The organism is Caecibacteroides pullorum (assembly GCF_019239235.1).
In the GTDB taxonomy this organism is placed as follows: domain Bacteria; phylum Bacteroidota; class Bacteroidia; order Bacteroidales; family Bacteroidaceae; genus Bacteroides; species Bacteroides pullorum.
Genome location: NZ_JAAZTS010000001.1, coordinates 266810 through 287112 on the forward strand (window position 1 = coordinate 266810; position 20303 = coordinate 287112).

A 20303-nucleotide genomic window follows, 5' to 3' on the forward strand; every position below is an offset into this window, starting at 1 on the left:
GATAGAACCTTTTTAAAACGTAATATTATGAATATTGAACGTATCATGGCCTCTTTGGAGGCAAAGCATCCCGGCGAATCTGAGTATCTTCAAGCCGTAAAGGAAGTACTTCTTTCTATCGAAGATATCTACAATCAGCATCCTGAATTCGAAAAGGCAAAGATTATTGAACGTCTGGTGGAACCCGATCGTATCTTCACGTTCCGTGTCACTTGGGTGGACGACAAAGGTGAAGTGCAGACCAACTTGGGTTATCGCGTGCAGTTCAACAATGCCATTGGCCCGTACAAAGGCGGTATCCGTTTCCATGCTTCGGTCAACTTGTCTATCCTGAAGTTCCTGGGATTTGAGCAAACGTTCAAGAATGCCCTGACGACGCTGCCTATGGGTGGTGGTAAGGGTGGTTCGGACTTCTCTCCCCGTGGCAAGAGCGACGCTGAAATCATGCGTTTCTGCCAGGCCTTTATGTTGGAGTTATGGCGTCATGTAGGTCCCGATATGGATGTGCCTGCCGGTGATATCGGTGTAGGCGGCCGCGAAGTGGGCTATATGTTCGGTATGTACAAGAAACTGACCCGTGAATTTACAGGAACCTTTACCGGTAAAGGATTGGAATTCGGCGGTTCGCTGATTCGTCCTGAGGCTACAGGCTTCGGAGGCTTGTATTTCGTGAACCAGATGCTGCAAACCAAGGGTATCGACATCAAGGGTAAGACGGTGGCTATTTCTGGCTTCGGAAACGTGGCATGGGGTGCCGCTACCAAAGCTACTGAATTAGGTGCCAAAGTGGTGACTATCTCCGGTCCGGACGGTTACATCTACGATCCCGACGGTATTAGCGGTGAAAAGATCGACTATATGTTGGAGCTCCGTGCATCGGGCAATGATATCGTAGCACCGTATGCTGAACAGTTCCCGGGTGCAACGTTCGTGGCTGGCAAACGTCCTTGGGAAGTGAAGGTAGACATCGCACTGCCGTGTGCTACCCAGAATGAATTGAACGGTGACGATGCCCGTCATCTGATAGACAACAATGTGCTCTGTGTAGGTGAAATCTCAAATATGGGATGTACGCCTGAGGCTATCGACCTCTTCATCGAACACAAGATGATGTATGCACCGGGTAAGGCTGTCAATGCAGGTGGTGTGGCTACCAGCGGACTGGAAATGTCACAGAATGCCATGCACCTCAGCTGGAGCGCTGCTGAAGTGGACGAGAAGTTGCATGCCATCATGCACGGCATCCATGAACAGTGCGTGAAATACGGAACAGAACCTGATGGTTACATCAACTATGTGAAGGGTGCGAATATCGCCGGCTTCATGAAAGTTGCTCATGCCATGATGGGTCAAGGTATAATATAAGAGAGAAACTTTGTTTAGTTGTATTTGTATTTGTGGTTTATGCTGCCCCGTGCCTGTGAAGGTACGGGGCAGAGTGTTTTTAGTCAGGAAGTGAAATATACCTATTCGTAGGTATTTTCGGATTATCTGTCCGTATGAAAGGTTAACTTACTTTTTGATGCGTGATGCTTATTCCTTAAAATTACTATCTTTGCAAGCAGAAACCATAAACAGCTAAGAAAATGTTATTTCCAGAATTGAAACAAAGACGTGATAAAATACGCATTTTGATGGCTCAACAGGGGATCGATGCTGCCCTTATTGCTTGCAATGTCAATTTGATTTATACATATGGTCGCGTGGTCAGCGGTTATTTGTACTTGCCGTTGAACGATTTTGCGCGTTTGTTCGTGAAGCGTCCCAATACCATAGAGGGAGAACACGTGATGTCTATCCGTAAACCCGAACAGTTGCCTGACCTGATTAAGGAGTGTGGCTTGCCGTTACCTCAGAAATTGATGCTGGAAGGGGACGAACTGTCTTTCAGGGAATACAACCGCTTGGCAGCCTGCTTTCCTGAAACTGAGGTCGTTTCTTGCGGCTCTTCGCTGATACGTCAGGCACGTGCTACAAAGACCGAGATGGAGATTGAATTTTTCCGTCGCTCGGGCGTAGCTCATGCCAAAGCCTACGAACAGATTCCGTCGGTCTACCGGCCTGGTATGACCGACCTCCAGCTTTCCATAGAGATCGAACGGCTGATGCGTCTGGAAGGTTGTCTCGGCATTTTCCGTGTGTTCGGTCAGAGTATGGAGATATTCATGGGCAGCCTGCTGGCGGGCGACAATGCCGCTACTCCTTCTCCTTATGATTTTGCATTGGGAGGGGCTGGACTGGATCCTTCGCTTCCCGGTGGCCCCAACGGTACACTGATACAGCCCGGACAGAGTTTCATGGTGGATATGGGCGGCAACTTCTATGGCTATATGTGTGACATGAGCCGTGTATATTCCATCGGCAAATTGAGCGAACAGGCTTATGCGGCCCATCAGACCTGTCTGGAGATACAGGAAGCCGTATCGTCTATGGCCAAGCCGGGAGTCATCTGCGAGGACTTGTACAACAAGGCCATTGAGATGGTGACAAAAGCTGGTTTTGCTGACTATTTCATGGGAGTAGGACAGAAGGCAAAGTTTATCGGGCATGGTATAGGACTGGAAATCAATGAAGCTCCTGTGATAGCTCCCCGTATCTGGCAGGAATTGGAGCCAGGCATGGTCTTTGCGTTGGAGCCGAAAATCGTATTGCCGGGAGTCGGCCCGCTGGGCATCGAGAACTCTTGGGTAGTGACGGCCGAAGGCTTGGAGAAGCTGACTACCGCTCCCGAAGAAATCATCGAGCTTTGACGGGCAGTTGTTTGGGGGTGTCATGCAGTGCTTCGTGAGCTGCTGATGCAGTGCTTCGTTACCCTCTCATACAGTGCTTCCTTACACTCTGAGGAAGCACTGCATGACACTCTGAGAAAGTACTGCGTCAGAGTGGTTTGTAGGTATCGAAGTTTTGTATTTATGTCCTATTTACTTACTCTGTTGATTTTGAGTGTTTTAGGTAGATGCGTGATAAGTGCTTGTATAAACTTTCTGTACATTATTAAATAAATAGGCTGCCTTTAAAGGCAGCCTATTTATTTAATTGTCCGCGTAATGTTTACCAATAGCCTGCCACTCATCTACCTAAAATGAACATAATCAGGCAAGTAGGTAGATGAGTGGTTGGTGGAAGCTCACTTTTTGCTCAACCACCGGCGCACAGGCTCATCATAAAGTTTCAGGCAGAGCCAGGCCAGCAGGATGCTGCCTGCATAGACGGTGAGAGCCGTGGGCCACACTTCGCCGAACGTATAGTGTTCGTGTTCGATGAGCCAAGAGTAGAACAGGTACATCACGGGGTAGTGGACGGCATAGAGCGGATAGGAGATGTCGCCTGCAAACCGGCATATCCGGGTGGAATGTTTGTCTGTAGTCTTTCCGGAAGCGGCCAGCCACACCAGCAGCGGGAACACGAGGAAGATGCAGAACACTTCGTACAGACCGTTCAGGCAGATGCCCTCTTTTCCTTCTATATAAGGAACGCAGAACAGTACGAGCAACACGGCTGTACAAATCCAGAAGGCCCCCTTGATTTTGACGGGCTTGAAGTGGCGCGAAAGCAGCATACCCAGTGTGAAGGGGAAGAGCATGCGCAGCAGGCCACCCAGGAAGTTGGCACCGTCCAGTGTCCAGCCTACACCGATCATGCCGTATCCCACCACGTCGAACAGAGCGAACCAAGCCAAACCTACTCCCGACAGGACGGTCAGCAAGGCCAGCATCTTGTTGCTCAGGCGATGGATGAAGAGCGCATAGAGGATATTACCGATGTATTCGAAGAAGAGCGACCAGCTCGGACCGTTCAGCGGAAACATCTCGCCGTTGCCGCGTATGTCGTAGCTGGCTCCCGGGGCGGCGGGAATGAAGAACATGGCACAGAGCAGGGCAAGCATTACCAGTGAAAGACTGATGTGGGTGCCGTCCCATTGCACCGAGCCTTGCAACAGATAGAATACCACACCCAGCACAGCTCCCATTACAATCATCGGGTGGAGTCGAATCAGTCGACGCTTGAAGAAGTTGCCCAGACTCATGCTTTTGCCCAACCGGTCGTCGTAGGCATAGCCGATGACGAAACCGGACAGGATGAAGAAGAAGTCTACGGCCAAATAACCGTGGTTGATGACGGTAATGAGGGTACCTCCGGCGGCAAAGGACAGCCCCTCGAATATGTGGTAGAACACAACCAGCAGGGCGGCTACTCCTCTCAGCCCATCGAGTAGCTCATAATGGGGCTTGGTGTCGCTGAAAGCGGCGGAAGAAATGTTTTTCATGTGTGATAATGTTATTTTCTGTGTTAATTCGAGTTATTTGTGGTGGATTCTATAATTCTTAGTCTCCTTCATAATATTCTCCCAGAAAGTAACGGGCAATGAAATCCCAGTTCTGCTGTAGTATTTCCCGACCTCTGTTGAAAGGGAGGGCGACATCACACAAGAGGTTGTTCTGCATACCATACTTCAACAGATCGAATGGACAACGGCCGGGCAGGCAGAACAACTCGTAACCTTCGGCTGTGGCAGTCTGTGCATCATAGGCTGGATTGTGGGAATCACGGAAACAGGCAGCTACGCCGGGAGCCAGTAGCATGCCTTTGGTGTTGGCATAGACTACAAAGTCCTTTTCAGCTTTCAGGTCAGCCAGTATGCCATCGGGATGATCTTCCCACTCCAGTGTACCGATGAGGAAGACGCGTAGTTCTTCGTAAGTTGCAAAATAGAGCAGGGGATTTCCTTGGCTGTATTGCAGGCAGCGTTCCACATCCTTGGTCAACCGACTGTCGGGAGTGACTTCGGGCAGGGGAACGAAAGGTATTTCCAGCAGGTTGAGGTCCATGACCCATGTTTCCGGAGAGGAAATTTCGTTGATGGGGGCTTCTTCGAAAAGGGAGTCCATCCGGTCATAGAGTTGTCGAGCCAGGGTTAGCAATGACTTTTCGGAAGGATTCTGGAAATAGAAAGAAGGATGAACATCAGACAGGTTTTTCCACAGGAGGAAACAGACATCATCCCAATTGATTTCGTCATCAATATAGCTTGTACAGGGGTAGAACGGTAACGGTTGTCCGTACAACGTGCCGTAACGGGTGGTGAATGCTTTCCAGCCTCCGGTTTGAGCAATGGCATCCTGGAAGTAAAGGGTTATGTCCAAAACCGTTTTAGTTATCTTGTCAGCAGTCTTGTTGGCAAACAAGGGGGAAGCTGCAATTAGGGGGAGCATTTCGTTGGTGAAATTCAGATACCATGAGTCTCCGGGTAGCGTTCGGGTACGTCCGTTGGCCTCCAACCAGCGTTTCATATAGATAGTAGAAGTGGTTTTCATGGATGAAATAGCGTTTTAAAGTCTTTTTAAAGCCAGTTTGATCACTTGTTCCACCGGAGCGTCGGGGGTTTCCTTGAGAATAGCCAGTACCACTTTTTGCGAAGCAGCCTGTGCAAAGCCCAGCATGGTGAGGGCGGCTACGGCTTCGTCCATCACCTCGTTGTTGGCAGTAGTGGCGAGCGGAAGTCCCGGCTCGACACCCATTGCCGCGGCTACAGAACCGGTCTTCATCTTGTCCTTCAGGTCCACGATGATGCGCTGGGCAGTCTTCAGGCCGATACCTTTTACTGTCTTCAGCAGGTTGGCGTTCTCCGTACTGATGATGTTGATGAGTTCGGCAGGCGACAGAGCCGAGAGTATCATGCGGGCGGTGTTTCCGCCGATGCCTGACACTGAGATGAGCAGTAGGAAAAGTTCGCGCTCCTGTTTGTCGGCAAAGCCGTAAAGCTGGTAGGCGTCTTCGCGGATGGCTTCGTAGACGTAGAGTTTGCAGGACTTCTTGCCCTGAATGGCCGAATAAGTGTTGAGTGAGATACTGGCCAGGTAGCCCACACCATTGCAGTCGATGATGGCGGCTGCCGGAGTGAGTTCGGCCAGTTCGCCTCGGATGTATTCTATCATATCAAAAAGTTTCGTTGTAGCTGTTCCAGAACAGTGTTTTGTGGTCTGCTCGAACAAATGCTTTACTTGTCTTGTTTTATGTCTGGTGCAAATGTACAAAATATCTCTTGGCTATAAAATAGTCTTAATAAAGAAAAAAGGAAATGGAAGAATGAACTGTTTTATGTTCAAGTTTAAAGAATAATGACTACTTTTGTACCCGCAAAACAGAAAACTGATAATTAAATTCGATAAAAGTATGAAAAAAGTAAGAGCTGCCATCGTTGGTTATGGCAATATCGGGCACTATGTGCTTCAAGCTTTGCAGGCTGCGCCTGATTTTGAAATTGCCGGTGTAGTGCGTCGTGCAGGCGCCGAGAACCGTCCGGCCGAACTGAATGACTATCCTGTGGTAAAAGATATCAAGGAACTGGAAAGTGTGGATGTAGCCATCCTCTGTACGCCGACCCGCAGTGTGGAGAAGTATGCCAAGGAGATTCTGGCACTGGGCATCCATACCGTGGACAGCTTCGATATCCATACGGGTATTGCCGACCTGCGCCGTACGCTGGATGCCGAGGCCAAGGCTCACAACACCGTTTCTATCATTTCGGCCGGTTGGGATCCGGGAAGTGACTCTGTAGTGCGTACACTGCTGGAGGCTATCGCCCCGAAGGGCATCACGTACACCAATTTCGGTCCGGGCATGAGTATGGGACACACGGTAGCCGTGAAAGCCATCGAAGGTGTGAAGGCTGCTTTGTCTATGACGATTCCTACCGGTACGGGCATTCATCGTCGTATGGTGTACATCGAACTGAACGAGGGTTATGACTTCGACAAGGTGGCTGCTGCCATCAAGGCCGATCCTTACTTCGTGAACGACGAAACACACGTGAAGCTGGTGCCCAGTGTGGATGCACTGCTTGATATGGGACACGGTGTGAATCTGACTCGCAAGGGTGTTTCAGGCAAGACGCAGAACCAGCTGTTTGAGTTCAACATGCGCATCAACAATCCGGCTCTGACAGCTCAGGTATTGGTTTGTGTGGCACGTGCGGCCATGCGTCAGCAGCCGGGCTGTTATACAATGATCGAAATTCCCGTTATCGACCTGTTGCCGGGCGAGCGCGAGGAATGGATCTCTCATTTGGTATAATCCCTGACCTATATATAATAAACGGTGAGGGCGCGTCCTGTTGGATGCGCCCTCGTTTTATTTTCATCTTACTTCGCCGGTTTTAACAGCAATGTATGGTTGTTGGTATCGCGCCATTCAGCCATCAGGGCGTAGAAGTCACGGTAGACTTCAGGTGTGAGCAACTGTTGCATGATGCTAAGGCTGCGGGTGACGGTTATCCCATCTGTAGTGGGGTGGTAAGTGAACGATACTTTGCCACACTTGTTGGCCACTACCTTGTCAGCCTTCGGACTCCAAGTAGTACCTTCGGGCAGTTTGATCAGCGTTTCGCTGGTCACGTCCACGGTCTGCGGAAGCAGGATGTTCTCGCGGATGGTGGTATTGGCAGCATAGGCATAGAGCGGAAGAGCAGCCGATATCGGCTTCAAGTTGACAACTTGCCATCCTTCGGGCAGTGTTTGCGAGTTGTCGGCTTTGACTTCCAATACGGCTTTCTGAGTGTCTTGAACTTCGGGTGCTTTCAATTCCAAAGGTTGTGCCTGTAGGTCGGTCACTGTCATGTAGCCTTGCAACCTGGCTTCGTCCGTACCTTGTAGCACTACACCTTTCGGGGTGGCATCCGATTTTACGACGAGGGATATGATGCTTCCCAAACCGAGGTTGTCCACTTCCGCCGGGTGAAGGGCACAGATGGTTACTTCGGCTTTGAGACTGGCAGCCTGTTGCAGGGCGACATCCAGGTTGACCAGTTCGGCCTGTGTACCGTAGGCACTACGGATGATTTCCGAAGCCGGACGTAGGCGGTAGCCCGCTTCTCCGAGCGACACTTTGCATTGGGCGGAACGGTAGAGGCCGTCCATGTAGGTGGCGATGGCGCTGCGCAGGTCGCTGCTGTCTTTTTGGGCGGCTTGCTTTAGTTCGGTCAACTTGGCTTCGATGACAGTGCGGTCGCCGGGGACGAATTGCCGGGCAAGAGACTTCAGTGCGTCGGCATAGCTGGCCCAGGTAGAGGCCACAATGACGGGCATCATGCCGGAAGCTACTTGCTGCACTGTGCCCAGACTACTACGTAACGAGGGATAGGAATAGGGACGCGGTTTTACGTTCTTCAACTTCCAGGTGATGGATTTCATGCCGTCCTTGTTCGTTTCAGTCGGACGGGCGGAAGCGTTCAACAGTTCGTAGTGCAGTGTCTTTCCTTCAGGTACTTCGATGCGTAAAGTGAATTCGTCGATGGGCGACAGCTCTTTTATAGGGCAACAGATGTCCAGTTCGGGCAGGTAGCCGGCACGACTCTTGATGGAGTAGTCCAGGCAGATGGTGGCGCCCAGTTCCAGGCCGGTATGTACTACGACCATTTCCTTCAGCCCGTTATAGGCAGGGGCATTGGTGGCTGCGGAGGGCAACACTTCGACAAAGGCGTTGTCGGGAGTACGGACGATGGTGCCGTCCTTCTGCCGCGTGTACGAATCGTGTATTTCGAGCTGCTGGTATTGCGGATCGTAGACGATGAACGTTTCGCCGTAGAGGCTGTTCATGGCGGCGTGGGTGTAGAGGGTCAGTTCTTTCTGTACGCGGAGTTCCTGACTGCCGTCGGCGTGCAGGGTGTAGATCTTCGACAGCTTGCCAAAACGTGCCTCGGGTGCGGCCTGTGCGGTGAGGGTCATGGACAGGAACAGGGCAAGCACACCTATATATAGATGGATTGTTTTCATTCTTCTTCTTTGTTTTGAGTGTTTGACGAATCGGTTCATTTCTTTACGACGAGGTACTGGCCGTAGCTCTTGGCGGTGTTGACGGCCTGGCGGAAGCTGTTCCAGTCGGCTGCCTCATAGACGCGCTTCTTCAGGGCGAGGCGGGTCTTCACGGTCAGGCGGTTGCCCTCCTGGGCAATGGAACCTTCGAAGTCGGCTGCCTGTCCGCTGAGGCTATCCTGACGTGGTTCTCCTGCCAGTTGGTAGCCCGAGGGCAGACGGAGTGTTTCGTCCAGTTCCACCAGACGCGAACAGCCGTCCTTGAAACCATACTGACGTGTCTCCAGACTGGTGTCGATGCGCAGGTAGGACATCACTTGCGTATAGAGGTTGTTCAGCACGAAAGGCTTGAAGACCATCTCGCTGCCGTCGCCCGCCAGGGCATAGTCGGGTATTTCGTAGCGGAAGGTGATGCGGATGGGAGCCTTCTGATAGTCCTTCGGGTTGCGTCCGTAGTCCACGCTGAGGAGGCGTGCCTTGGGAGAAACGTTCAGCAGCTGGCGCTCCATCGTGTTCTGCCACTCGCTCTGGAAGCCGGTGGTGAAGATGCGGCGGATGTTGCTGTCGCTCTGTCCTTCTGCTTCAATGGTGAAGCTGCCTCGCAGGGTGCCGTCGGCGGAGAGGCGGTTGTCGGCGTGGATGCGGACGTAGTGGTTCTCGGGAGCGGAGACGGGTGTCAGGCAGAGGTCGGTGCCTTCGGGCGTGCCGGGCAGGTAGTTCTGTTGCTGTTCGGCACTGCTCCACAGCTCGCGGCAGAAGGGCACCCACGTGGGGTCGAGAGGCATCAGCGTGCCGTCCTTCAGGCGTACCACGGCTACGCAGTGGTTGAAGTGGTCGGCAGGGATGGTCTCTACGCGGCTGCCTGCCATCGTCATGGCCGGATAGGCTTCGAAGCCCGCCATGCGCAGGAAGGCGATGAGTGTGCCCGCGATGTCCTTGCACACGCCGCAGCGGTCGGTGTAGTTCATCTTCAGGTTGTGCAGGGTGAAGCCTTCGCCCTTGCCCATGGTGATGCCGGCGTAGCGGATGTTGTCGGCCACCCAGTGGGTCAGCACGGCTATCTTCTCCAGGTCGGTCTTCTTGCCGCGTATCAGTTCGTCCACCTTGCGCTGGGCTTCGGGGATGGCGGTGAAGCTGCCGTAGTCTTCGTTGACGCCATGGAACCAGCGCGACTTCTCACGCCAGTCGGCAGTGGTGGACATCATCAGTTTGGGCGCGGCGTCGTAGAAGTCCACCATGTTCGGCTCGCGGCGGAAAGGCATCAGGCCGTCCGAGGCAAAGGTGTAGACTTTGCGTCCGTCTTCGTAGCGCAGGGACGAGGCGCAGCTGCCTTGGTAGAACTGAAACTGCATGTCCTTCTCGGCAGGCAGACTGACACGGTAGACTTTGCGCACCGTCGGGTCACTGCTCCAGAAGGGCACGATGTCGTAGAACTGGCCGCGCATGGGCGGGATGAAGCGTGAGTCGTCTCCGTCCTGAGGCATGTCGGCCAGCAGGGCATAGGTGAATCCCTTCTTGTCTATTTCGTAGTCAATGACGTCGCCGGGCTTCAGCTGCCCCAGCTCGATCATAATCTGACGGGCACCCCAGTAGATGGCACGGGCGGGTGCGGCATAGTCCAGGGTTTTCGATACATCCACTTCGGTCTTCGTACCGTCGGCATGGTGGACGGTGACCCGACGGAAGCGGGCGGCAGCCGTCAGCGGGTCGTAGTCGTACTTCAGTACGCGCTGGCGCAGGGCGCCGGCAGGTGTCTGCACCTTGACGGTGCGGCACACGGCGAACGAACCTTGTCCGCTGGGTTGTACCGTGACGCTGGTGCTGTCCAGCAGGTTGACACAATCGTGTCGGGCGTAGGCCTCGTCCTGCAAGGTCGTCCGTTCATAGGCCTTCCACGACTGGGCCTGGAGAGCCGTCGCTCCGCACAGCAGGGCGGCGGCCAAGGTAGCAGTTGTTTTTCTCATATCGTTTGATTTTAGTTTGGAACAGGCTTGTCTTTTTTTCGTTGTCGCTGTATCGGCGTGCTAAGGTAAGATTTTCCGTTCGAAAAAGCAAGCTTTCGCGGTTTGCGAAAGCTTGCTGACGCTGCGATGATATTTTTCAGATGCTGGAAAACTTTATCTCGCTGAGATAGCACTTTCCCAAAGCTGGAAAGCTTCATCTCGCTGAGATAGCACTTTCCCAAAGCTGGAAAGCTTCATCTTGCCAAGATAGCACTTTCCCGAAGCTGGAAAGCTTCATCTTGCTGAGATAGCACTTTCCCGAAGCTGGAAAGCTTCATCTCGCTGAGATAGTACTTTCCCAAAACTGGATAACCTTATCTCACTAAGATGGCGTTTTCTTGAAACTGGAACGCGAAAAAAAACGCGGGCGGCTCGGACAGGCACGAAATGCTGATGCAGTCAGTCCGTGCAGGTCCGGGTCGCCCGCGTATGGGGGAGGGGGAATCCGCCTGTTTATTAACAGGTCAGAAAATGAACCTCAGTACATCGTTCAGGTTCGCCCAAAGAAGTAGGGCGAAAAGTAGGAACATGCCCACCATCTGCGCACGTTCCATGAACTTGTCGCTGGGTTTGCGGCGTGCCACAATCTCGTAGATGAGGAACAGCACGTGGCCGCCGTCCAGGGCAGGAATAGGCAGAATGTTCATGAAGGCCAAAATGATGGAGAGGAAAGCTGTCATGTACCAGAACTGGTGCCAGTCCCACGTAGCGGGGAAGATGCTGCCGATGGTGCCGAAGCCACCCAGCTGCTTGGCGCCCTCCTTGGAGAAGAGGTATTTCATTTGTCCCACGTAGCCCTTCAGTGTGTTCACACCCAGCATGACGCCGGCGGGGAAGGAGGAGAAGAAGGTGTATTCCTTCTTCACCACGGGTAGCAGGTGGGAGGTACGCATGTCGGCCGTGATGCCTATTTCGTAGAGCGAGTCGGTGGTTAGCGTCAGGGTATCGGTCACGCCGCTTCGCACGTAGGTCAGGCAGATGTCGTGCGAGGCCTGTCCGTCAGCCTTACGTTTCAGCATCTCTTCCTTGAAGTCGAAGTAGGCGATGTTGCGTCCGTCCAGCTGCGTGATGCTGTCGCCCGGTTGCAGTCCGGCCAAGGCAGCAGGACGTCCATCCACGATGCTGTCGATGACAAACGGGTAGCGGAAATCGGCAAAGCGAGTACTGTCTGCCAGCAGGCGGTCCATCAAGTTATCGGGAATGTAAACTGAAGCCTCTTGGCCGTCGCGCAGCACCGTCACTTGGCGGGCATCGACAATGGCCGTCAGCAAGTCGCTGCCCATGCGCTCGAAAGGTACGCCATCGGCTGAAATCAGCACGTCGCCGTCGCGGAATCCTGCCTGATGCATGGTTTCATTGAAGTCCATGCCAAGTGGTACCTTCTGCACGGGGATGTAAGAGTCGCCCCAAGCGAAGAGAATCATGGAGTAGATGAACAGGGCGAGCAGGAAATTGAACAGTACGCCGCCCACCATGATGAGCAGTCGTTGCCATGCGGGCTTGGCGCGAAACTCCCATGGCTGCATGGGTTGTTTCATCTGTTCGGTATCCATCGACTCGTCTATCATACCAGCAATTTTAACGTATCCGCCCAGCGGTAGCCAGCCGATTCCATATTCCGTTTCGCTGTTCTTGGGTTTGAACTTGAACAGTGTGAACCAGGGATCGAAGAAGAGGCAGAACTTTTCGACCCGCGTCTTGAAGAGGCGGGCAAAGAGGAAGTGCCCCATTTCGTGGATGACGACGAGCAGCGAAAGGCTCATGACAAGTTGTAGGGTACGAATCAAAAATGTTTCCATTATTTATTCAACTATAAATTATCAATTATTAAAATTCAATTATTTGTTTATCAAGCTTTTTGCTACACAGCGCGCTTCGGTGTCTGTTGCAACATAATCTTCGTAGGTAGGTTGCTGGATGAAAGCTACGCGCTCCATGGTCTTTTCAATTACGTCGCTCATACCGAGGAACGAGATGCGGTCGTGTAGGAAAGCAGCCACACAGACTTCGTTGGCAGCATTGACGATGCAGGGTATATTTCCTCCACGGTGCAGGGCTTCGTAGGCCAGTGCTAGGTTGCGGAAACGCGTAGTATCCGGTTGTTCGAAAGTGAGCTCTGTACATTTCGTGAAGTCCAGCCTAGGAAACGAGGCATGCAAGCGGTCGGGGTAGGAGAAGGCATACTGGATGGGCAGGCGCATGTCCGGCATGCCAAGCTGTGCCTTCACTGCACCGTCTTCGAACTGTACCATGCTGTGTATGACCGATTGCGGATGGACTACTACTTCTATTTGGTCCGGCCGTACGCCGAAGAGCCACTTGGCCTCTATTACTTCAAATCCTTTGTTCATCATCGAAGCCGAGTCGATCGTGATTTTGGCTCCCATGTCCCAATTGGGGTGGCGCAGTGCCTGTTCTTTGGTTACCGTCTTCAGTTGTTCGTGACTAAACGTGCGGAAAGGACCTCCGGAAGCCGTAAGTATTACTTTTTCAATAGCGTTGCCTGCTTCTCCGGCCAGGCATTGGAAGATGGCAGAATGTTCCGAGTCGACTGGCAGGATGGGGGTGCGGTTTACGCGTGCCAGTTGATTGATGAGTTCTCCTGCTACCACTAACGTTTCCTTATTAGCCAAGGCAATAGCCTTGCGTGCACGGATGGCATTTATCGTGGGGCGCAGTCCTGCATATCCTACCATTGCTGTCAGTACGATGTCTATCGGTTTCTCCTGTACTATTTGGCAAAGTGCTTCCTCGCCAGCATATACTTTAACTGGCAGGTCGGCCAAGGCATCCTTCAGTTGTTGGTATTTTGCTTCATTGGCTATTACTACTGCTTCGGGCTTGAATTTACGTGCCTGAGCGATGAGTTCTTCCACTCGGTTGTTGGCTGTCAGTACATAAGCTTCGTACTTGTCGGGATGCTCCTCAATCACTTGCAACGCCTGTGTCCCGATTGAACCAGTGGAACCAAGTATGGCTATCAGTTTTTTCATGATATATCGTTTATTTAGAATACAATATAAATTTCAGGGTTGATGGCACGGCCCCGATGCCACAACTCAAAATGCAGATGTGGGCCAGTACTCAGCTGTCCTGTATTACCAACCAATGCGATCGCTTCTCCACCTTTTACCGTGTCGCCCTCTTTTTTGAGTAGAGATCCGCAGTGTTTGTAGGTGGATACGAAATCTTGTCTGTGTTGTACCTGTATCACATATCCCGTTTCAGCGGTATAGGTACTCAGAATAACGGTGCCATCCAGAGTGGCCAATACGCTTTCGCCTGGATTAGCGGCAATATCTGTACCGTAGTGCTTCTGTTCAGCATTAAAGGAGGATGATACGATTCCTCTGGTGGGACAATGGAAATTTAGTCCATCTGCCGACATGGCAGTTATGGTTGTCAGATTGTATTTTTCTTTCTCTTCGTATTGTTTGCGAAACTCTTCTTCCCGTTTGGTTCGTTTCATGAGTGAATCCTGACGCAGGGTTGTCAATGAGTCGATGGACTGAATGGTATCTGCCTTAACGTCGCCGCGGAAGATGTCCTGTATATTCATGATGTACAGGTTCTGCCGTTCTACCAATTGTTGGAGCGAGTCTACACGCAAAGCATTGTCTACTACTTGTGCGCGGATTTCACTGTTCATATAGCCGGGCAGATAATTACGCAGTGGAGTGAAAGCTACGATCAGTGAGGCTATCAGAAATAGAACAGTCAATACGGACAGGAGTACAGAGATGCCGTTCAGCTTGGACACATGCAAGCCTACCACCTCTTCCAACGTATTCTCGTTGACGATGGTCAGCTTGTACTTGAACTTGATGTTGTTCCAGAAAGCTTTACTTTTTCTTCTTTTCTTAGGGGTCGGCATGTCTTCTTTATGTGTATAGGTTATTCCTCTTCTGCTTTATCAAGGTCTATTAGGCCGACGGGAAGGTCGACAGTAATCACTTTATGCTTTCGGTCGATATCGGTAATGAACTCTTCTTGAGCAGGTATCAATAGTTCTTCGCTGTTATGGTCAACGACAAACAGGGTGTTGATGGTAGAAGTATCTACATCTGTCACTTCCCCTATGTTACCGTGGTGGATTTCTTCCATACGAAACCCGATGAAATAATTCCATGTCAGTTCACCGTTGTCAGCACTTTCTGCATGTTTTACAGGAAACCAGACTTCGACGTTGGTAAACATACGGGCACGCTCTGCAGTGTCCACTCCTTCGAGTTTCATCAAGGCGGTGGAATCTGAGCGGAAGCGGTATTCTTCGATAAAGAAAGGTACGAAGATGCCGTCTAGCAGACAAATGATGTATTCTGCCTCCACCCGATCGAAAATGTCGTCGGTGAAAGTGAACTGCAGTTCGCCATGGATACCATGTGGCTTGTTGAATATACCTATCTTATATACTTCTTCTCGTTTAATCATATGGTCAGATTCTCGTGATTCTTGCTCCGATAGCATTCAGACGCCCTTCAATGTCCTGATAACCGCGGTCTATTTGTTCGATGTTGTGGATGCGGCTGATACCGTCGGCGCTCATGGCTGCAATGAGCAGGGCGATACCGGCACGAATGTCGGGTGAGGTCATGTTGCCGCCGTGTAGGCGGAAACCACGGTTGTGGCCGATGACTACAGCGCGGTGCGGGTCGCAGAGGATGATCTGTGCTCCCATGTCTATCAGCTTGTCTACGAAGAACAGGCGGCTTTCGAACATCTTCTGGTGGATGAGTACACTTCCCTTAGCTTGAGTAGCTACTACGAGCATCACACTCAGCAGGTCGGGGGTTAGTCCTGGCCAGGGGGCGTCGGCAATGGTCATGATGGAGCCGTCGATGAACGACTCTATCTCGTACGTCTCTTGTGCAGGGACGTAGATGTCGTCTCCTTGCTGCTCTAAGTGGATGCCCAGGCGGCGGAAGCACTGGGGAATAATACCCAGGTTTTCGTAGGAGACGTTCTTGATGGTCAGTTCGCTGGCTGTCATTGCGGCCATGCCGATGAAACTACCCACTTCGATCATGTCAGGCAGGATGGTGTGCTCTGTACCGTGCAATTCCTTTACCCCTTCAATCGTAAGCAGGTTCGAGGCGATACCTGTTATTTTAGCACCCATGCGGTTCAGCATACGGCAGAGTTGTTGTACGTAAGGTTCGCAGGCCGCGTTGTAAATGGTTGTTTTTCCTTCGGCCAGCACGGCGGCCATGACGATATTGGCCGTACCTGTAACAGATGCCTCGTCCAGTAGCATATAGGTGCCTTTTAGGCGGTCGGCCGTTATTTCGAACGTGCCGGCCTCTTCATTATATCTGAAGTCGACTCCCAAATTCTGAATGCCAATGAAGTGAGTGTCAAGTCTCCGACGCCCTATCTTGTCACCTCCTGGTTTGGAGATGATAGCCTTGCCGAAGCGTGCCACCATGGGGCCTACCAACATTACCGAACCACGCAGGCTGGAGCATTTCTTCAGGAACTCTTCGCTTTCCAGGTAGGCAGTATCTATCCGTGTCGCTTGGAAGGTATAGGTGTCAATTCCTGTTTTAGACACTTCTACCCCCATGTCGCGCATCAGCTGAATCAGGTTGTTTACGTCCAGAATGTTGGGTACATTGTGCACGGTCACCTTCTCTGCTGTGAGCAGGGTGGCGCAGATGATTTGCAATACTTCATTCTTGGCTCCTTGCGGATGGATGTCACCTGCCAGCCTGTGTCCTCCTTCGATGATGAATGATGCCATGATAGTCGGTTTGTTGGATCTGTTTGTGAAGTCCGCTAATGGGGCAGAATTCAATATTTCTTTTTCTTGTTATTTCGGTTGTTATTGTTATTGGGGGTATTGGCCTTGGTCGGACGATAGTATAAGTCAATTCGTTCGGCCATCAGCTTCAGAATTTCATCTGTCATCTGTAATTTCCCGCCCGACAGTTCATACAAATCGTCTGCTATTTTGCGGTCGTCTACCGTGTCTTTGTTCCACGTCATGTAGTCCTTCTTCATGTGGTTGCAGATGAGGGCTACCAGATTTTGCTTTTCATCCCCTTCAGGAAATTCGCATGCCTTTTGGATCAGCACTTCCAGTGTGCGGCCGTAATGGCGGTAACGGATTTTTGTGCAGGGATAAGGCACAGGCTCAGGTTTGGCATCGAGGTTGTTTTTGGGGATTACCTCAAACGGATAGTCGATGTCCAGCTTGAAGTCGGACATGATAGCCAAGTGATCCCATAACTTGTGTTTAAAGTCGGGTACGTCGCGCAGGTGAGGAAACATTCCTCCCATGATGTTGATGATGGTGTTGGCGCAACGTTGGCGTTCGGCACGGTCTTCGATGGTCAGTGCGTGGTCTACCATGTTCTGGATGCTGCGACCATATTCAGGCAGGGGCATCCGTTTCTGTTGGGTGTTATATTGCATATATTCAGTAAATTATCGGTTTATGGTGAACGGCTAATTATCCGTTCAGCAGATTTTTAGGTTTGCCAGCTACGAATTCCTTCAGGTAGAAGGGTTCGAAGTAGGCTACGTCTTCGAAATTCTCTTCAGCGATGGCTTTCTCGGCCAGGGGAAACATCATACTGGCCAGCGGGCGGATGCCGTCGATAAAGTGAGCGTTGGGGTGCGTAATTTTTTCCTTGCACTTGGCTGCTCCGTCTCCGAAGAAATAGACAGGGTGCTGGTCGAGGAATTCGCGGTATGAGTTTTCGTCTACAATGTCGGCAGCAATGTCGCGTACGGGTTTCAAGGCGCGGTCGTAGACGGCAGCATAGACTTCCATGCGGCGGGCATCTATCATGGGGCACAGCAGGGCATTGTCGGGAAGCTCGTCGTGATAGAGCAATACCGGCACGCACTGTACTTTCAGCGTAGGCAGGCCAATGAGTTTCAGATTACGTCCGTAGCAGATGCCTTTTGCCATGGATACTCCGATGCGTAGGCCTGTATAGGACCCCGGCCCGCAACTGACGGCCACCGCATCCAACGGCATGGCATGGCTATCGGCGAAAGACAATGCTTCGTCTACAAAAACTCCCAATGATACGGCATGTGAAGGGCCGTTCAAGTCTTCCTTTTTGAACACTACCTGCCCGTCTTCGCTCACGGCTACCGAACAGGCGGAAGTGGATGTTTCAATATGCAGGATACATGACATAGTTACTATTCATCTTTTTAATCAGCTGACAAATTTACGTGATTATTTTCAGTAATTAAAAATAATCGTGTAATTTTGCACAAAACTTAAGAAGCATTATGATACAGTCGATGACGGGATATGGCAAGGCTATTGTCGAATTGCCCGATAAAAAGATAAATGTTGAGATAAAATCGCTTAACAGCAAGGCGATGGATCTGTCGGCACGAATTGCTCCCGCTTACAGAGAGAAGGAGATGGAAATCCGCAACGAAATAGCCCGCGTGCTGGAGCGTGGCAAGGTGGATTTCAGCCTTTGGGTGGAGAAAAAGGATGCCGAGCAACTGGCTACTCCCATCAATCAGGAACTGGTGGCTGCCTACTATCATCGTATCAAGGAAATCTCTTCTGCTACAGGTATTCCTGAGCCTGAAGACTGGTTTGGTACTCTGCTTCGTCTGCCTGATGTGATGACCAAGACCGAGACACAGGAACTGAGCGAAGAGGAGTGGCAGGTGGCTCATGCGGCCGTCGAAGAGGCACTGAACCATCTGGTGGACTTCCGCAAGCAGGAAGGTGCTGCACTTGAGAAAAAGTTCCGTGAGAAAATAGCCAACATTGCCCATCTGCTCGAAACAGTGGAGCCTTATGAAAAGGAACGTGTCGGAAAAATAAAGGAACGCATTGTCGATGCGCTCGAGAAGACGATCAGCGTGGATTACGACAAGAACCGTCTGGAGCAGGAACTCATCTATTACATCGAGAAGCTGGATATCAACGAAGAGAAGCAACGCCTTAGCAATCACTTGAAATATTTCATCAGCACGCTGGAAACAGGTAGCGGACAGGGTAAGAAGTTGGGCTTCATCGCACAGGAGATGGGGCGTGAAATCAACACCTTGGGCAGCAAGTCCAACCATGCGGAGATGCAGAAGATCGTGGTTCAGATGAAGGATGAGTTGGAGCAGATCAAGGAACAGGTACTGAATGTAATGTAATCGATTTTAAGTATGGGTAAACTGATTATCTTTTCCGCCCCTTCAGGTTCGGGCAAATCGACCATCATCAACTATCTGCTGACGCAGAACCTGAACTTGGCTTTTTCCATTTCGGCCACCAGCCGTCCGCCGCGTGGCACGGAGCGTGATGGCGTAGAGTATTTCTTCCTCTCGCCCGAAGAATTCCGCCGTCGTATTGCTGAGGGTGAGTTTTTGGAGTACGAAGAAGTCTACCACGACCGCTTCTATGGTACATTGAAGTCGCAGGTCGAAAAGCAGTTGGCTGCTGGGCAAAATGTGGTGTTCGACGTCGATGTCGTAGGCGGATGCAATATCAAGAAGTTTTATGGCGACCGTGCCCTGTCTGTCTTTATCCAGCCGCCTTCGGTCGAAGAGCTGCGCAAGCGCCTGGTGGGGCGAGGTACTGATACGCCCGAAGTCATCGAGGATCGTGTGGCCAAGGCTGCCTACGAAATGTCTTTTGCCCCGAAGTTCGACAAGATTATTGTGAACGACGACTTGGAGACAGCCAAGGCCGAGGCGTTGGAGGTAATTACCCAATTCCTGAAGGCATGACGAAAGATTATAGCGGCAAGAACTTCTCGCGCAAGATGAACAAGGGATTGTTGATTGTCAACCTCATCTTGCTGGTATGTGCCGTATGGTTGCTAATTGCCAATATACAGCACGAAGAATACACTGTAGCTATAGGCATGGGGCTTGTCGGCATAGTGTCCATCGCGAACGGCACCCTTGCTTTCCTTCGGCTGAAGGGAAAGAAAATCTGATGCGCTTATGGATGTTGGTATCTTCAGCGGTTCGTTCAACCCCATCCACGTCGGCCATCTGGCTTTGGCTAATTACCTTTGCGAGTTTGGCGGGCTGGATGAATTGTGGTTTCTGGTGACTCCCCGCAATCCTTTTAAGGTGGGGCAGGATTTGCTGCCTGATGCCTTACGGTTGGAGCTGGTGCAACTTGCCGTAGAGGGATATTCCAAGTTTCGTGCTTCCGATTTCGAATTCCATTTGTCTCAACCTTCTTATACCATCCATACGTTCGACCGCCTGAAGGAAGTCTATCCGCAACACACGTTTCACCTGATTATCGGATCGGACAACTGGCACTCCTTCTCCCGCTGGTATCAGTCCGAACGCCTGCTGGCCGAGAATCCCATTTTGATTTATCCCCGTTCAGGCTATCCCGTCGACGTGTCTTCTCTGCCTCCTCGCGTGCGTCTGGTCGATTCGCCTGTACTCGAAATCAGCTCTACCTTTATCCGAGAGTCTATCGAGGCAGGGAAGGATGTACGCTATTTCCTCCATCCTCGCGTGTACGAACGGCTGATGCAGAAGTAAGCTTTCG

The 20303-nt window shown here is 51.5% G+C and carries 19 protein-coding genes; 7 read left to right on the forward strand and 12 right to left on the reverse strand.

Annotation, left to right across the window (positions count from 1 at the left end; translation table 11 throughout):
• Window positions 1-27: 27 nt before the first annotated feature.
• Window positions 28-1365 carry an NADP-specific glutamate dehydrogenase gene (gdhA, locus tag HF894_RS01035; protein ID WP_021848009.1) on the forward strand — a complete coding sequence of 446 codons (1338 nt, stop codon included), beginning with the start codon at window positions 28-30 and terminating at the stop codon, window positions 1363-1365.
• 221 nt (window positions 1366-1586) lie between these two features.
• The gene (locus tag HF894_RS01040) at window positions 1587-2750 is read left to right on the forward strand and encodes a M24 family metallopeptidase (protein WP_204970787.1); all 1164 of its coding nucleotides are present in this window, start codon (window positions 1587-1589) and stop codon (window positions 2748-2750) included.
• Between the two features lie 377 nt (window positions 2751-3127).
• Here HF894_RS01040 and HF894_RS01045 read toward each other — a convergent pair whose 3' ends face one another.
• The 3 genes from HF894_RS01045 to ruvA are packed head-to-tail and all read right to left on the reverse strand — an operon-like array spanning window position 3128 to window position 5936.
• Window positions 3128-4267 (reverse strand): acyltransferase family protein, encoded by a 1140-nt coding sequence (locus tag HF894_RS01045; RefSeq protein ID WP_204970788.1) that lies wholly within the window; start codon window positions 4265-4267, stop codon window positions 3128-3130.
• 58 nt (window positions 4268-4325) lie between these two features.
• A complete protein-coding gene (locus tag HF894_RS01050; protein WP_204970789.1) occupies window positions 4326-5315 on the reverse strand; it encodes a DUF3843 family protein in 990 nt (329 codons plus the stop codon).
• A gap of 15 nt (window positions 5316-5330) precedes the next feature.
• Entirely contained in the window at window positions 5331-5936 is a 606-nt protein-coding gene (gene ruvA / locus HF894_RS01055) for a Holliday junction branch migration protein RuvA (RefSeq protein ID WP_204970790.1), read from the reverse strand.
• Between the two features lie 238 nt (window positions 5937-6174).
• On the opposite strand from ruvA, the gene HF894_RS01060 reads away from it, so the two are divergent.
• Window positions 6175-7074 carry a diaminopimelate dehydrogenase gene (locus tag HF894_RS01060; RefSeq protein ID WP_021848014.1) on the forward strand — a complete coding sequence of 300 codons (900 nt, stop codon included), beginning with the start codon at window positions 6175-6177 and terminating at the stop codon, window positions 7072-7074.
• 68 nt (window positions 7075-7142) lie between these two features.
• On the opposite strand, the gene HF894_RS01065 is transcribed toward HF894_RS01060, so the two are convergent.
• The 9 genes from HF894_RS01065 to tsaB all read right to left on the reverse strand — a co-directional run bounded on the left by HF894_RS01065 (window position 7143) and on the right by tsaB (window position 17963).
• Window positions 7143-8771 carry a DUF3857 domain-containing protein gene (locus HF894_RS01065; RefSeq protein ID WP_204970791.1) on the reverse strand — a complete coding sequence of 543 codons (1629 nt, stop codon included), beginning with the start codon at window positions 8769-8771 and terminating at the stop codon, window positions 7143-7145.
• 35 nt (window positions 8772-8806) lie between these two features.
• Complete coding sequence (locus tag HF894_RS01070) at window positions 8807-10774, reverse strand: DUF3857 domain-containing protein (RefSeq protein WP_204970792.1); 1968 nt, start codon at window positions 10772-10774, stop codon at window positions 8807-8809.
• A 503-nt stretch (window positions 10775-11277) separates the two neighbouring features.
• Window positions 11278-12612 carry an RIP metalloprotease RseP gene (gene rseP, locus HF894_RS01075; RefSeq protein ID WP_204970793.1) on the reverse strand — a complete coding sequence of 445 codons (1335 nt, stop codon included), beginning with the start codon at window positions 12610-12612 and terminating at the stop codon, window positions 11278-11280.
• Window positions 12613-12651: 39 nt separating this feature from the next.
• Window positions 12652-13806: a 1-deoxy-D-xylulose-5-phosphate reductoisomerase gene (locus tag HF894_RS01080; protein WP_204970794.1), complete on the reverse strand. Its 1155-nt coding sequence runs from the start codon at window positions 13804-13806 to the stop codon at window positions 12652-12654.
• Between the two features lie 14 nt (window positions 13807-13820).
• Window positions 13821-14687 carry a M23 family metallopeptidase gene (locus HF894_RS01085; protein ID WP_204970795.1) on the reverse strand — a complete coding sequence of 289 codons (867 nt, stop codon included), beginning with the start codon at window positions 14685-14687 and terminating at the stop codon, window positions 13821-13823.
• 20 nt (window positions 14688-14707) lie between these two features.
• Entirely contained in the window at window positions 14708-15244 is a 537-nt protein-coding gene (rimM, locus tag HF894_RS01090) for a ribosome maturation factor RimM (RefSeq protein ID WP_075317564.1), read from the reverse strand.
• 4 nt (window positions 15245-15248) lie between these two features.
• Window positions 15249-16553, reverse strand: coding sequence for a UDP-N-acetylglucosamine 1-carboxyvinyltransferase (gene murA / locus HF894_RS01095; protein ID WP_204970796.1), 1305 nt, complete (start codon window positions 16551-16553; stop codon window positions 15249-15251).
• 50 nt (window positions 16554-16603) lie between these two features.
• A complete protein-coding gene (locus tag HF894_RS01100; protein ID WP_021848023.1) occupies window positions 16604-17227 on the reverse strand; it encodes a DUF4290 domain-containing protein in 624 nt (207 codons plus the stop codon).
• 37 nt (window positions 17228-17264) lie between these two features.
• Entirely contained in the window at window positions 17265-17963 is a 699-nt protein-coding gene (gene tsaB / locus HF894_RS01105; RefSeq protein WP_204970797.1) for a tRNA (adenosine(37)-N6)-threonylcarbamoyltransferase complex dimerization subunit type 1 TsaB, read from the reverse strand.
• Between the two features lie 98 nt (window positions 17964-18061).
• Between tsaB and HF894_RS01110 the strand changes: the two genes are divergently transcribed.
• The 4 genes from HF894_RS01110 to nadD are packed head-to-tail and all read left to right on the forward strand — an operon-like array spanning window position 18062 to window position 20296.
• The gene (locus HF894_RS01110; RefSeq protein WP_204968903.1) at window positions 18062-18940 is read left to right on the forward strand and encodes a YicC/YloC family endoribonuclease; all 879 of its coding nucleotides are present in this window, start codon (window positions 18062-18064) and stop codon (window positions 18938-18940) included.
• 12 nt (window positions 18941-18952) lie between these two features.
• A complete protein-coding gene (gmk, locus tag HF894_RS01115) occupies window positions 18953-19516 on the forward strand; it encodes a guanylate kinase (protein WP_204970798.1) in 564 nt (187 codons plus the stop codon).
• On the forward strand, window positions 19513-19728 hold the full coding sequence (locus HF894_RS01120; RefSeq protein WP_021848027.1) for a hypothetical protein: 216 nt from the start codon (window positions 19513-19515) through the stop codon (window positions 19726-19728). The genes gmk and HF894_RS01120 overlap by 4 nt, the downstream gene beginning before the upstream one ends.
• 7 nt (window positions 19729-19735) lie before the next feature.
• The gene (gene nadD, locus HF894_RS01125; RefSeq protein WP_204970799.1) at window positions 19736-20296 is read left to right on the forward strand and encodes a nicotinate (nicotinamide) nucleotide adenylyltransferase; all 561 of its coding nucleotides are present in this window, start codon (window positions 19736-19738) and stop codon (window positions 20294-20296) included.
• Window positions 20297-20303 lie beyond the last annotated feature (7 nt).

Bases quoted from the DNA above. Each gene is read 5' to 3' on its own strand.
- HF894_RS01070 (WP_204970792.1), bottom strand. From the start codon at position 10,774: ATGAGAAAAACAACTGCTACCTTGGCCGCCGCCCTGCTGTGCGGAGCG.
- HF894_RS01080 (WP_204970794.1), bottom strand. From the start codon at position 13,806: ATGAAAAAACTGATAGCCATACTTGGTTCCACTGGTTCAATCGGGACA.
- gmk (WP_204970798.1), top strand. From the start codon at position 18,953: ATGGGTAAACTGATTATCTTTTCCGCCCCTTCAGGTTCGGGCAAATCG.
- rimM (WP_075317564.1), bottom strand. From the start codon at position 15,244: ATGATTAAACGAGAAGAAGTATATAAGATAGGTATATTCAACAAGCCA.
- HF894_RS01120 (WP_021848027.1), top strand. From the start codon at position 19,513: ATGACGAAAGATTATAGCGGCAAGAACTTCTCGCGCAAGATGAACAAG.
- nadD (WP_204970799.1), top strand. From the start codon at position 19,736: ATGGATGTTGGTATCTTCAGCGGTTCGTTCAACCCCATCCACGTCGGC.
- HF894_RS01040 (WP_204970787.1), top strand. From the start codon at position 1,587: ATGTTATTTCCAGAATTGAAACAAAGACGTGATAAAATACGCATTTTG.
- tsaB (WP_204970797.1), bottom strand. From the start codon at position 17,963: ATGTCATGTATCCTGCATATTGAAACATCCACTTCCGCCTGTTCGGTA.
- gdhA (WP_021848009.1), top strand. From the start codon at position 28: ATGAATATTGAACGTATCATGGCCTCTTTGGAGGCAAAGCATCCCGGC.
- HF894_RS01065 (WP_204970791.1), bottom strand. From the start codon at position 8,771: ATGAAAACAATCCATCTATATATAGGTGTGCTTGCCCTGTTCCTGTCC.
- HF894_RS01085 (WP_204970795.1), bottom strand. From the start codon at position 14,687: ATGCCGACCCCTAAGAAAAGAAGAAAAAGTAAAGCTTTCTGGAACAAC.
- rseP (WP_204970793.1), bottom strand. From the start codon at position 12,612: ATGGAAACATTTTTGATTCGTACCCTACAACTTGTCATGAGCCTTTCG.
- HF894_RS01050 (WP_204970789.1), bottom strand. From the start codon at position 5,315: ATGAAAACCACTTCTACTATCTATATGAAACGCTGGTTGGAGGCCAAC.
- HF894_RS01110 (WP_204968903.1), top strand. From the start codon at position 18,062: ATGATACAGTCGATGACGGGATATGGCAAGGCTATTGTCGAATTGCCC.
- murA (WP_204970796.1), bottom strand. From the start codon at position 16,553: ATGGCATCATTCATCATCGAAGGAGGACACAGGCTGGCAGGTGACATC.
- HF894_RS01045 (WP_204970788.1), bottom strand. From the start codon at position 4,267: ATGAAAAACATTTCTTCCGCCGCTTTCAGCGACACCAAGCCCCATTAT.
- HF894_RS01100 (WP_021848023.1), bottom strand. From the start codon at position 17,227: ATGCAATATAACACCCAACAGAAACGGATGCCCCTGCCTGAATATGGT.
- ruvA (WP_204970790.1), bottom strand. From the start codon at position 5,936: ATGATAGAATACATCCGAGGCGAACTGGCCGAACTCACTCCGGCAGCC.
- HF894_RS01060 (WP_021848014.1), top strand. From the start codon at position 6,175: ATGAAAAAAGTAAGAGCTGCCATCGTTGGTTATGGCAATATCGGGCAC.